The organism is Iodobacter ciconiae (genome assembly GCF_003952345.1).
In the GTDB taxonomy this organism is placed as follows: domain Bacteria; phylum Pseudomonadota; class Gammaproteobacteria; order Burkholderiales; family Chitinibacteraceae; genus Iodobacter; species Iodobacter ciconiae.
The window spans coordinates 2,916,130-2,928,578 of record NZ_CP034433.1 but is presented as its reverse complement, the minus strand read 5'-3'; the positions used below and the strand labels follow the sequence as shown (position 1 = coordinate 2,928,578).

Genomic DNA, 12,449 nt, shown 5'->3' with positions numbered 1-12,449 from the left:
GGTTGGCTTCAGTGTTTACGTGGTTCGAAGTGCGCGGGTGGAGGTAGTTGATCGATTTCTAATTCCACCAGGTCTATTTCTTCAATTGCTTGGGCTTCTTCATGGGACAAGGGGGATTCTATTTCTACCGGTTCGGCTATTTCAAAGTCTATTGAAGGCTCGATATTTATGTGTTCTGTTTTTTCAAACGAGAGCAATAATTCGGATGGTATGGGCGTTATTTTTTCAAACGGCACCGACATTTCTACTTCCTCAGCGTGTTCAAGCGGCATAGAGGCTTCGATTGTTTCTTCATCACTAAGTAATGAAATATCCAGAGCGCTGTTATTGGTTTCAGGCAGAGAGAATTCCAGTGGTGGCAGATCAAGCGAAATAACTTGTGGTGCTGATCTGGCATCCGTACGTTGTACGGTGCGTTCTTCTTCAACCGGCGATAAAAACTCCATCAGCAAAGCGTCCTGATCGCTTAAGGGCTCGGCAGCGACGGGCTCGATAGTCTGGGGCATAGCCTCAGAAGGGCTGGCAGCTTCTGCTGTTTCTTGCTCGGCAGCGGGTTCAATACTGATTTCAATATCGGTTTCATGCGTGCTGTAGAGCGGGTTTTCCGGATCCAGACGGTGGCCAATATTGCGGACCAGCGCCCAGTCGTCTGCATCGGCTCCCAAATCATGGAAGCGTCTGGCCAGCTGGGCGTATTCGGTTTTCATGCCCTGCTGACGCAATACCCGGAACAGCAGCAGCCACGGCTCGTTGTCCGCTTCGTTTTCGTCAATGGTTTGGTAGAGAAGCTCGATTGCCTGATCCGTTTCACCTTGGGCCACCAGCAATTGCGCTCGCTCCAGTGTGGCGCTGCCGTCTTCTTCTTCCTGAACTTCAATACCGCCGTAAAACAGCTGGCTATGCCGGAAAAGCGAATGCTCTTCCATTGCATTTGCAGGTTTTATGATTTTCTGACCAGTCCGCTGGATATTGGAAATGGAGCTTTCTGCATCCGTATCCCAGGTATTTCGCTGATGGCGGCGCAGCCATAAACCGGCACCCGCTGCAACAGCCAGCAGTGCGAGTACGGCGGCCATCCACCAGCCTGTGGAGTCCTCTGTTTTTACGCGCTTTGGGGGTATGGGTTCCACTACCGGGGCTTTAGAAGGCTTTGGTGGCGCGATTTTGCTGATGTTTAGGCTGGCAGAAGGGGCGGGGGTAGGCTCGGGACTGATATTGCTTGCCGAAACGGGGCCTGCACTGTCATTTAGGGCTTGCAGCTGCAACATCGATTGTTGCAAGCGGATCATTTCTGACTGAAGCTGCTCCTGTAAGCTTTGTATTGTCTCAATTTTGATTTTCAGTTCTTCAGGGCTGAGCACGGCCGGAGGCTGATTTTTAAAGCTTAATTCGCTTTCGATGCGTAATTGCCCATTGCCAGCGGGCAGAGGCTGAGCTATTTCGGCAGGTTTAGATGAATGATTACGGGCTGTCGTTGTTTGGCTTTCTGTGGCTTTACTGGTTTTTAGTGGTTTTGCTGTGCGTTGCGGGCGGCTTGGTGCAATGTTTTCTGTAGGGCGAGCTGCCGAAGGAGGCGGCTCTTCAGCAACAGTTGGCGGTGTAAGTGGTGCAGGGTCTAAAAACACAGTGTAGCTGCGTTGCAGTTGTTGACCTTTACACTCCATTTTTATATTGAAGCTGGTTATTGGCTCAAATACGATGTTGGCAGATTGAATCAGAATTTCTCCACCACGCTCTTTGCTTTGCAGGCGCAGGGAGGCAGGCCCCAGTCCGGGCAGTTCATCATTTGGAGCGATGATACTTAGTTTGCTGCACTCTTCAGCCGGGTCATCTGTAGGGGAAAGTTGATAGCTTACTTTACCGCGAAAGCGTTGACCGACGGCAGATTGGACGGTTAGTTCTCCCAGTGTCAGAGCGGCCGCCGGCTCACTGATTGCCAGTGTAAGGCACAGCATTTTCCATCCAAATTGCGGCTTGAGAGAAGAGGGGTTTATCATCATCAATTGTGTTATCTGTTCTAATGCCAAGTTAGCTGTATAGGGAGCGTCGTAGCTGGACTGTAGACTATTTACTGAAGGCTGACAAAGAGCGCGTCAGAGTTAATGAGCTTCTTCCCAGTTCAGGCCCACTCCTACTTCGGCGTGTAAGGGTACGGTGAGCTTGGCGGCTGCGGCCATTCTGAGAGGCAGCTCTTTTTGCATCATGCCGATCTCGTCGTCGGGTACTTCCAGCACGAGTTCATCGTGTACCTGCATAATTAAACGGCTTTTCAAGCCTTTTTCTTTAATCCAATCGGCCACATTAATCATGGCCAGTTTAATTAAATCTGCGGCTGTGCCCTGCATCGGTGCATTAATGGCGGCGCGTTCTGCTCCGGCGCGGCGGGCGGCGTTGGCAGATTTGATTTCCGGCAGCCAGAGGCGGCGGCCAAATACTGTTTCTACATAGCCATATTCTTTGGCGCTGGCGCGGATGTTTTCCATATATCTGGCCACACCCTGAAAGCGAGCAAAGTAGCGGTCGATAAAGTTTTTAGCTGCATCGCGCGGGATTTCCAGCTGGGCTGCCAGGCCAAACACACCCATGCCGTAAATCAGGCCAAAGTTAATGCTTTTGGCGTAGCGGCGCTGCTCGCTGCTGACTTGATCAAGTGCTACGGCAAACACTTCGGCAGCGGTGGTGCGGTGGATGTCTTCTCCTGAATTAAACGCCGCAATCATCGCCTCGTCACCAGACAGATGCGCCATAATGCGCAGCTCGATTTGCGAGTAATCGGCAGACATAATTTGCCAGCCTTTGGGGGCGATAAAGGCTTCACGAATCTTGCGGCCTTCCATGCTTTTGATCGGGATATTTTGCAGATTGGGCTCGCTGGAACTTAGGCGCCCCGTAATTGCCACGGTCTGGTTGTAGCTGGTGTGCACACGGCCGGTACGCGGATTGACCATCAGCGGCAGCTTGTCAGTGTAAGTAGATTTCAGCTTGGACAGCGAGCGGTGTTCGAGCAGCACTTTGGGCAGCGGGAAATCCTTTGCCAGCTCTTGCAGCACTTCTTCATCGGTAGACGGCGCGCCCTTCGGGGTTTTTTTAATCACTGGCAACTTGAGCTGCTCGAAGAAAATCTCGCCAATTTGCTTGGGGCTGGAGAGATTAAATGGCTGGCCAGCCAAATCGTAAGCGCTTTGTTCAAGCTCCAGAAGGCGCAGGCCAATTTCGTGGCTTTGCTGGTTGAGCTTATGGCTGTCAAGCATGACGCCGGTGCGCTCCATTTCAAACAGGATGCTGCGCGATGGCATTTCGATTTCTCGGTACACATGGGCCAGCCCGCCGCTCAGGCGTGGCAACATGGCATGGGCCAGTTGCAGAGTAATATCGGCATCTTCTGCAGCATATGTACTGGCGATGTCTACGGCGACTTCATCAAAGCCAATCTGCTTGGCCCCTTTGCCACACAACTCTTCAAACTTAATCGTTGCAACGCCTAGCTCTCTCTCGGCCTGTGCGTCCATATTGTGTTTTTCATGGCTGGCCAGCACATAGGACATCAAAAGGGTATCGTCTTCGACTCCGGCCAGCGCGATGCCGTGATTGGCAAAAATATGCTGATCAAATTTTAAATTCTGGCCGAGTTTTTTATGGCTGGCCGATTCCAGCCAAGGCTTGAGCTTGGCAAGGGTCGCATCCAGTGGCAATTGATCTACGGCATCCGGCCCGCGGTGGGCGAGTGGCAGGTAGGCGGCGTGGCCTTGCTCTATGCAAAATGACATGCCGACAATTTGCGAGTTTAAGGCATCCAAACCGGTGGTTTCGGTATCGAGAGATACGATGGGCGCGGCCAGCAGCTGGCTCAGCCAGCCGTCTAACTCGGCATCTGTCAGGATAGTTTGGTAATTGCGCTCGACAGGGGAGCGTTCGGCAGGGGCATCAAGGGCGGGGGCGCTGCTTGCAGGTTCTGCTGATGGGCTGGCAATCAGGCTGAATAAATCATCACTGGCTGGTATCGGCGCAGCGGTTTTGCTTTCGGCTTCACGAATCCAGCTGCGGAAATTGGCCTGGCGGAAAATTCCCAGCAGGGTGTTCCAGTCTTCACTTTGTGGTACCAGATCGGCAAATTGCTGAGGCAGATCCGCACTTAAATCAAGATCACATTTAATGGTGACCAGCTGCCTGGCCATGGGCAGCCATTCCAGCGTTTTGCGTAAATTTTCGCCGACGACGCCTTTTATTGAGTCTGCATTGGCCATGATTGCGTCAAGGTTTTGATATTCTGTTAGCCATTTTTGTGCAGTTTTCGGGCCACATTTTGGAACACCAGGTACGTTATCTACGGTATCGCCAATCAGAGCCAGATAATCGACAATTTGCTCGGGCCGCACGCCAAATTTATTGATTACGCCTTCGGTATCAAGCACTTCTTCGGTCATCGAGTTTTCGATACGCACATACTGATTAACCAGCTGAGCCATGTCTTTATCACCAGTCGACATAATGGTAGTAATACCGTGTTCTGTGCCCCAGCTTGCAAGTGTGCCAATCACATCGTCAGCTTCTACACCATCGACCATCAGTATCTTGATACCAAATGCTTTCACCGCAGCGTGAATGGGCTCGATCTGCACCCGTAATTCGTCGGGCATGGATGGGCGTTGCGCTTTGTATTCGCTATATAAATCATCACGAAAGGTTTTGCCCTTGGCATCAAATACGCAGGCGATATAGTCGGCAGGTGTTTGCTGACGTAGCTTTTTCAGCATATTAACAAAGCCGTACAGTGCATTGGTGGGCGTGCCGTCTGGTGCCGCCAGATCGCGGATCGCATGGAAGGCTCGGTAAAGGTAGGAAGAGCCGTCAATTAAAAGCAGGGTCGCCATGCGGTGAAACTCTCTATACTTGATGTAAGAAAAATAGCTGCTTGCTTAGTGCTTGAGCAAGAAGTGTTTGGTTTGGATTTATTCAAAATGATGTTGAATCCAGCGTATTATAAGGCTTAAGCCATTGAATCGCTGTTTTTATCTGTCAGTTTAAGTATGTCACTGCTGACATTTATTTCATAATCACTTTGATGTATACGTCAAATTTCCGGCGGTTTGTAGCACAGACAATGGTGGTGATGAGCTTGTGCATTGCGACCATTTCTACAAATTAAAGGCTGGTATAAATAAGAAACTCAGACTGGGCTGGCGGCCTGAGCCGGCTTTAAAAGGAAATCAAATGCGCCCTATCTTATTTTGTTTTTTATTGAGCAGTTCTGTGTATGCTGCGGCTCCCAGCGATGCGCCGCCGCCTTTGCCTGCAACTGAAAGCGAAGCAAAGGTGCTTGAAGCTCCGGAAATTCGTGTGATTGAAAAAAATGATGTGACAATTGCCGAATATCGTATCAGGGGAAAGCTTTATATGGTGAAAGTCTCCCCGAAAGTCGGCCTGCCCTATTTTCTGATTGATAAGGAAGGGCAGGGGCGCTTTGATCGTAGTGATGATCTGGGTAGCAGTAATTTGTCTGTGCCACGTTGGGTTATTTTTGAATTTTGAGTCGAATCTATGTCAGTTTTTACTACCGTGACAGCGGAAGACCTCGGTCCCTTCCTGAAGCGTTACTCCATTGGCAGCTTGTTGGAACTTAAAGGTATTGCGGCTGGGATTACCAATACTAATTATTTTGTGACGACCTCTCACGGCCGCTATGTGCTGACACTGTTTGAAAATCTGACTGCAGATGAGTTGCCTTTCTATGTCAATTTGATGGCTCATCTGGCCAACCATGGCATTGCCGTGGCTGCGCCTGTTGCAAATTTGGCTGATGAGTATGTTGATGAGCTTAATGGCCGCCCTACATTACTTGTGCAGTGTGTGCCCGGTACGGTGGTGGATAAGCCAAGTGCCGCACAATGCTTTGAAGTCGGGGAAATGCTGGCACAAATGCATCTGGCAGCGTGCAGTTATCGCGGGGAAATGAAAAACCCGCGCGGGGCAGATTGGTGGAATGCAACTGCTCCTTGTTTATTTGAGTTGATGAGCGCAGCTGATGCCGAGCAGTTGCGGGCCGAGCTGGCTTTGCAGGCTGAGCAGTGTTTTGATGATTTGCCCAGGGGCGTGATTCATGCGGATTTATTTCGCGACAATGTCCTGCTTAATGGCGATCATGTTGGTGGCTTTATTGATTTTTACTATGCCTGTAATGATGTTTTTCTGTATGACCTGGCGATTACCTTGAATGACTGGTGTGCCAGCGAATCGGGCGATGTTAATGCAGATCGGGCCAAGGCTCTGCTGCAAGGCTATCAGGGTGTTCGTGTTTTACAAGCTAATGAAATTGCGGCCTGGCCAGTGCTGCTGCGTGCTGCGGCGCTACGTTTCTGGGTATCACGTCTGTATGATTTTTATAAACCGGCAGCGGGTGAAATGACCTTTGCTAAAGACCCCTGGCATTTTCAGCGGATCATTAATGCGCATGCAGAGCGGCAGGATTTCTGGCTGTGAGTACTTTTCTGGATGCGCTTAAAGGCTTACTGGATACGGCGGGTGTTTTAACCGGCAAAGATACTGAGGGCTATTGTCTTGATCAGCGTCGTCGCTATCAGGGCGCGGCTCTGGCTGTGGCCAGGCCCCGCTCCGGTGTTGAAGTCGCTGCAGTCGTTCAGCTTTGTAGCCTGCATGGTATAGCGATTGTGCCGCAGGGGGTAACACCAGCCTCTGTGGTGGTGCAACGCCTGATGCATCTGGTAAGGCTTTGGTGTTGTCGCTGGAAAGGATGAATCAGATCATCGAGGTTGATCCAGATAACAACACGATGCTTGTTGAAGCAGGTGCCATTCTTGCTGATGTGCAGGCTGCTGCGAGGGCGGCTAATCGTCTGTTTCCTGCGGAGTGGGCTGCTGCAGGCTCCTGCCGTATTGGTGGCGCATTAGCGATTAACGCAGGCGGGGTGAATGTATTACGCTACGGCAATATGCGGGAGCTGACTTTGGGGCTGGAAGTTGTGTTGCCCAGCGGGGAGATCTGGAATGGTTTGCGAGGCTTAAGAAAAGATAATACGGGTTACGATTTAAAGCAGCTCTTTGTTGGCTCCGAAGGAACTTTGGGCGTAATTACCCGTGCTGTTCTGCGGCTTTATCCCTTGCCTACTGCTCATGCAACGGCACTGGTTGCTGTGAGTGATCCAACGGCCGCTGTTGAATTATTGCGTGGAGTGCAGGCTGCAGTGGGGGATCGGGTTACCTCTTTTGAGCTGATCTCCAAACCTTGTTTTGAATTGTTGATTAAGCAGTGCCCCGGCTTGCCACGCCCGTTTAGCCCCTTGCCTGAATGGGCTGTATTAGTGGAGTTATCTGACGGCGGTGATAGCTATGCGCTGACCGATCAATTGGCCGAAGTTTTACATGCGCTTGCTTGTGATAATGCACTGCTTGCACAAAATAGCAGGCAGTCCAGGGACTTTTGGCAGCTTAGAGAACATATCCCGGAAGCGCAGCGCTGTGAGGGAGTGAGTATTAAGCACGATATTAGTGTGCCTGTTGGAAATATCCCTGCATTTTTAAATGAATGTGGCCGCCAATTGGCACAGGCATATGCTGATTCAGCAATCATTGCTTTTGGGCATTTAGGTGATGGCAATTTGCATTACAACGTTTTTAGAACAGAAAAAACTGCTGCACTGTATGCTGATGAGCCAGCGATTAATGATATTGTTTATTCCTGTGTTGCCCATCACAATGGAAGTATTAGTGCAGAGCATGGTATTGGACAATTAAAACGTTATCATTTGGCCAAATATAGAAACCCTTTGGAATTAGCTTTGATGCAGCAAATAAAGCAGGTGTTTGATCCAAAACAAATCATGAATCCGGGAAAGGTTTTGGTCGATTAAATAGCGTATGATGCTTTTCATATGCATTTGTATTAATATTCTATACAATAGAATTATTAATTCGCTTTGCAATTGCAGCGGAAATATTTTTTATCACTACTAAAATAAAGTTAATGCATGAGCGAGTCTAATCCCAGCCATTTTAAAGCGACTGATCGTCCTGACTGGCGTGTGGGAGAGCATCAGAGTCGTTTTGATCCACTTCTGGATTGTCTTGCCGAGCTGACGCGCATTCACGGGCAACCGTGGACATGTGAGGCTTTATCGGCTGGCCTGCCTCTCACTGATAATTTGCTGTCACCTTCTCTTGTGCCGCGTGCGGCTGCCAGGGCCGGGCTTTCTGCGCGTGTGGTTCGCCGCTCTTTGCAAGAGCTGCCAACAAGTTTATTCCCTGTTATTTTACTGCTTAAGGACCGTGGTGCCTGCCTGTTACTGGAGTGGACCACTGATGGCATGGCCCGTATTTGTTTCCCAGAAACGGGTGAATCCTCCGAGCTGGTCGATGCCGAATCCTTAGCCGCATCTCATAACGGCATTGTGATTTTTGTCCGTCCCAAATTCAGGTTTGAAACACGCGCACCCGAGCACGGTGCGGTTCGAAGCCGGCATTGGTTCTGGGGGGTGGTGAAAGACAATTGGCGTTTATACCGTGATGCCCTGCTGGCTGCCCTGCTGATTAATATGCTGGCGCTGGCAATGCCGCTATTTTCTATGAATGTGTATGACCGGGTTGTGCCCAATCATGCCCTGGAAACATTATGGGTGCTGGCAGTTGGTGCTGTGGCGGTGCTGTGTTTTGATCTGATATTGCGTACTGTTCGTGGCCATATCATTGATGTAGCTTCCAAGCGTATTGATGTGACGCTCTCGGCTTTAATTATGGAGCGGGTTCTGGGGTTGCGAATGGAAGCACGCCCGGCATCTGTAGGCTCTTTTGTGGCTAATCTGCGCGCTTTTGAATCGGTGCGTGATTTTATTGCTTCAGCCTCGATCACGACTTTGGTTGATTTACCCTTTGTGTTGATTTTCCTTTTGGTAATGGCCTGGATTTCCCCATGGCTGGCTGTACCTGCCATGGTGGGGATTGTACTGGTGGTGGGCTTTACACTACTGGCCCAGGACAAAATGCAGGAAATGGTTGAGCTTACGCAGCGCGCATCGGCGCAGCGCAATGCCACTTTGGTTGAAGGTCTGGTAGGTATTGAAACAATTAAAGTGATGGGCGCTGAGAGTGAGTTTCAGCGGCGCTGGGAGCGTTCCACTCATTTTCTTGCTCAGATTGGCTCCAAGCTGAAATTGCTTTCTTCTACCACAGTTAATTTTGCTGCATTTATCAGCCAGTTAGTTAGCGTGATTGTCATTATTGTGGGTGTGTATTTACTTACTGAAAATATGGTTACGATGGGGGGAATTATTGCGGCTTCCATGCTGTCGGGCCGGGCATTGGCCCCGCTTGGGCAGGTTGCTGGCTTATTAATGCAATATCAAAATGCGCGTACATCATTAGCGGGTATTGAATCACATATGAAATTGCCGGTTGAGCGTCCGGAGAATAGTAATTTTCTACACCGCGAATCTTTCCGTGGTGATATCGAATTTAAAAATGTGAGCTTTGCTTATGCAGGCAATGAAGAGAAAGTATTAAATAATGTTTCGTTCAAGTTAAAAGCCGGTGAAAAAATGGCTGTTATTGGCCGTATTGGTTCGGGTAAAACGACAATAGAAAAGCTTATTCTTGGTTTGTATTATCCCAGTGAAGGAGCCGTATTGATTGATGGCGTGGATACACGGCAAATTGACCCTGCTGAGTTACGCCGTGCAGTAGGGCACGTGCCGCAGGAGCCGATCCTGTTTTATGGCACATTACGCCAGAATATTGCAATGGGAGCTCCTTTTGCAGATGATGGCAGTATTCTGGCTGCTGCCGAGTTGGCGGGGGTTAAGGAGTTTTCAGATTTGCATCCACGCGGCTTTGATATGCTGATTTCCGAGCGTGGTGATTCTTTATCAGGCGGGCAGCGGCAAACCGTTTCTATTGCCCGTGCCATGCTTAATGATCCGCCCATGCTGCTGCTGGATGAGCCTACCAGTGCTATGGATCATCTTTCCGAAGAAAAACTAAAAGCCCGCCTTAAAGCGTATATCACGCAAAAAACCTTATTGCTGGTTACTCACCGCACTTCTTTGCTTGATCTGGTTGATCGCCTGATTGTGCTGGATCAGGGGCAGGTTGTAGCAGATGGGCCTAAGGCTCAGGTGGTTGAAGCGTTGCAGCAGGGCAGAATAGGCAGGAGCAGCTGATGATGCAGATTGAAAGCGCCAAGCCTAATTTTTTGCATAAAAACTGGCAGAAACTGGTTAGCCGAAGTTCTAACTGGTTTGATAGATATTTATTTCGTGGCGAAGCTCATGATATGGTCGACCACAGTGATTTTGTGGCTGATGCTGACTGGGTCATCGTTGAGCAAAGCCCTCGTGGTGCCCGGATCTTAGTGTGGACTTCGGCTGTTACTGTTCTTGTGGTGCTGGTCTGGGCTGGGCTGGCAAAAATTGATGAAGTTACACGTGGTGAAGGCAAGGTGATTCCTTCAAGGCAGATTCAGGTGATTCAAAGCCTGGATGGCGGGATTGTAAAAGAAATTCTTGTCAGAGAAGGCGAGCAGGTCAAACTGGGTCAGTTGCTGGTAACTATTGATCCCACACGCTTTGTTTCGTCACTAAAAGAAAATCGGGCGCAGTATTTATCGCTAAAGGCCAAGGCTGCGCGTCTTGAGGCTTTGGCTTCCGGCCAGCCTTTTGTTGTTCCTGACGAAGTGCAGGCCGAGTCGCCAGAAATTGTGATTCAGGAACGCGGCTTGTATGAATCCCGTAAGGCAGAAATGAATGCGCTGATTAGTGGTGCGCAGCAGCAGCTGATACAGCGTGGACAGGAGCTAAATGAAGCAAGGGCAAGGCGCGAGCAGGCAGGGCAGGGCTATGCGCTTACTTTGCGCGAGCTGGAAGCCACTAAGCCACTTTTAAAAAGCGGTGCTGTCTCTGATGTGGAAGTTTTACGTCTGGAGCGTGATGTATCACGCTATTTGGGCGAACGTGATTCTGCAGGGTCGCAAATCCCTCGTATTCAGTCGGCGATGAGTGAGGCGGGTAGTAAAATTCGTGAGGTGGAACTGACCTTTAGAAATCAGGCTCGTTCGGAATTAGGTGAAACAGTGGGCAAGCTCAATAGCCTGACCGAGGGTAGTGTGGCCCTGGCTGATAGGGTTAAGCAGTCAGAAATTCGCTCACCGGTCAATGGGACAGTTAAGCAGTTGCAAGTGAATACTGTGGGTGGCGTAGTGCAGCCAGGGAAAGGGATTATCGAAGTTGTGCCAGGGGATGATGCACTTTTGCTAGAGGCACGGATTTTGCCTAAAGACATTGCTTTTCTACGCCCCGGAGCTCCGGCAATTGTAAAGTTCACAGCTTATGATTTTTCTATCTACGGCGGGCTTGATGCGAAGCTTGAGCATATTAGTGCGGACACGGTGGTTGATGAAAAAGGAAATGCTTTTTATATCGTAAAAGTAAGAACCAGTGCTAGTTTCCTAAATGCGGGAGGTAAAAAATTGCCCATTATTCCAGGCATGGTCGCTGAGGTTGATATTCTGACTGGTAAAAAAACGGTACTGTCTTACCTGCTAAAACCGGTTCTCCGTGCAAAATCTAATGCGTTGACTGAGCGATGAACTTCTTAATACTAACTGCAGATACTTTTTTGCTTGCTCATATTCAGCAGGCAACTCAACAAAAGCTGGTGAAGCTTGATTCATTGGCAAGCCTGACTGACCGTTCTGGGGGCGTTGTGCTGGTTGATTTGGCCATGCCTGCATTACCCGCGTTGGGCGATGCCATTTGGCTGAGCTATACGGCAGCAAATCAGATTATCTTTGTAAGCTCTGCCCCCAGTGATGCCGAGCATCTTGTGGCACTGACGGCAGGTGCTCGCGGCTATTGCCATGCGTATGCCAGCGGTGAGTCCTTGCAGGCTATTCTGAATGTGGTTGCTGCGGGGGGCGTGTGGGCTGGCCCGGCTATTTTGCAAGCGCTGATTCGATCTGTGAATAAATTGTTTGTACCTAAAGATACGCAAGCCTGGATGTCTCCTTTGACAGCCAGAGAGCGTGAAGTGGCTCAGCTTGTTTCCAATGGCAGTGTAAATAAAGATATTGCCCGTGAATTAGGTATTACAGAGCGGACGGTGAAGTTTCACCTTGGCCTGATTTTTGAAAAGTTAAAGGTTAGTGATCGCCTGCAACTGGCTCTATTGGCCAAAGGAATTCGCTAGCATCAGCGAGTAGATTTTGTTTTTCGGTAATGCCGTTCACCTAAAGCAGGTGAGCGGCATTTTTTTTGGTCGGTATGTCCGCATGGGGTAACAAAGAAACTTGGGATGCTTAAAAAAAGCGATGGTTAGGGCGGAAGTTTCCGATTCGCGTTTTCAAATGGCCTTGAGTTATTTGCAATATGAATGGGGCAGCTGGTGGTCAATAGTTCAGCCAGAATTTCAGAATAGACTTGTAAATCAGTCCTTAGACCGAGCAGGCAT

Annotated in this window: 9 protein-coding genes; 7 read left to right on the top strand and 2 right to left on the bottom strand. The window is 49.6% G+C overall.

From position 1 onward, the window contains the following. Window positions 1–8 precede the first annotated feature (8 nt). Together EJO50_RS12825 and polA are read right to left on the bottom strand one after the other, a co-directional pair. The gene (locus EJO50_RS12825) at window positions 9–1,955 is read right to left on the bottom strand and encodes a type IV pilus assembly protein FimV (RefSeq protein WP_125974758.1); all 1,947 of its coding nucleotides are present in this window, start codon (window positions 1,953–1,955) and stop codon (window positions 9–11) included. 144 nt (window positions 1,956–2,099) lie between these two features. Next, complete coding sequence (gene polA / locus EJO50_RS12820) at window positions 2,100–4,871, bottom strand: DNA polymerase I (protein WP_125974756.1); 2,772 nt, start codon at window positions 4,869–4,871, stop codon at window positions 2,100–2,102. Window positions 4,872–5,211: 340 nt separating this feature from the next. Between polA and EJO50_RS12815 the strand changes: the two genes are divergently transcribed. The 7 genes from EJO50_RS12815 to EJO50_RS12790 all read left to right on the top strand — a co-directional run bounded on the left by EJO50_RS12815 (window position 5,212) and on the right by EJO50_RS12790 (window position 12,188). Then, a complete protein-coding gene (locus tag EJO50_RS12815) occupies window positions 5,212–5,529 on the top strand; it encodes a DUF2782 domain-containing protein (protein ID WP_125974754.1) in 318 nt (105 codons plus the stop codon). 9 nt (window positions 5,530–5,538) lie between these two features. Beyond that, window positions 5,539–6,477 carry a homoserine kinase gene (locus EJO50_RS12810; RefSeq protein ID WP_125974752.1) on the top strand — a complete coding sequence of 313 codons (939 nt, stop codon included), beginning with the start codon at window positions 5,539–5,541 and terminating at the stop codon, window positions 6,475–6,477. Beyond that, a complete protein-coding gene (locus tag EJO50_RS17510) occupies window positions 6,474–6,752 on the top strand; it encodes a hypothetical protein (RefSeq protein ID WP_233702080.1) in 279 nt (92 codons plus the stop codon). Before EJO50_RS12810 ends, EJO50_RS17510 begins: the two co-directional genes overlap by 4 nt. Further along, window positions 6,731–7,864: an FAD-binding oxidoreductase gene (locus tag EJO50_RS12805; protein WP_233702079.1), complete on the top strand. Its 1,134-nt coding sequence runs from the start codon at window positions 6,731–6,733 to the stop codon at window positions 7,862–7,864. The genes EJO50_RS17510 and EJO50_RS12805 overlap by 22 nt, the downstream gene beginning before the upstream one ends. Window positions 7,865–7,981: 117 nt before the next feature. Beyond that, a complete protein-coding gene (locus EJO50_RS12800) occupies window positions 7,982–10,165 on the top strand; it encodes a type I secretion system permease/ATPase (RefSeq protein WP_125974750.1) in 2,184 nt (727 codons plus the stop codon). A gap of 2 nt (window positions 10,166–10,167) precedes the next feature. Then, on the top strand, window positions 10,168–11,589 hold the full coding sequence (locus EJO50_RS12795; protein WP_125976492.1) for an HlyD family type I secretion periplasmic adaptor subunit: 1,422 nt from the start codon (window positions 10,168–10,170) through the stop codon (window positions 11,587–11,589). Then, entirely contained in the window at window positions 11,586–12,188 is a 603-nt protein-coding gene (locus tag EJO50_RS12790) for a response regulator transcription factor (protein ID WP_125974748.1), read from the top strand. The genes EJO50_RS12795 and EJO50_RS12790 overlap by 4 nt, the downstream gene beginning before the upstream one ends. The last annotated feature ends 261 nt before the right edge of the window (window positions 12,189–12,449 follow it).

What these genes read in the sequence shown, in the direction of transcription:
- EJO50_RS12825 (WP_125974758.1), bottom strand. Translation starts at nt 1,955, where the DNA reads ATGCTGTGCCTTACACTGGCAATCAGTGAGCCGGCGGCCGCTCTGACA.
- polA (WP_125974756.1), bottom strand. Translation starts at nt 4,871, where the DNA reads ATGGCGACCCTGCTTTTAATTGACGGCTCTTCCTACCTTTACCGAGCC.
- EJO50_RS12815 (WP_125974754.1), top strand. Translation starts at nt 5,212, where the DNA reads ATGCGCCCTATCTTATTTTGTTTTTTATTGAGCAGTTCTGTGTATGCT.
- EJO50_RS12810 (WP_125974752.1), top strand. Translation starts at nt 5,539, where the DNA reads ATGTCAGTTTTTACTACCGTGACAGCGGAAGACCTCGGTCCCTTCCTG.
- EJO50_RS12800 (WP_125974750.1), top strand. Translation starts at nt 7,982, where the DNA reads ATGAGCGAGTCTAATCCCAGCCATTTTAAAGCGACTGATCGTCCTGAC.
- EJO50_RS12795 (WP_125976492.1), top strand. Translation starts at nt 10,168, where the DNA reads ATGCAGATTGAAAGCGCCAAGCCTAATTTTTTGCATAAAAACTGGCAG.
- EJO50_RS12790 (WP_125974748.1), top strand. Translation starts at nt 11,586, where the DNA reads ATGAACTTCTTAATACTAACTGCAGATACTTTTTTGCTTGCTCATATT.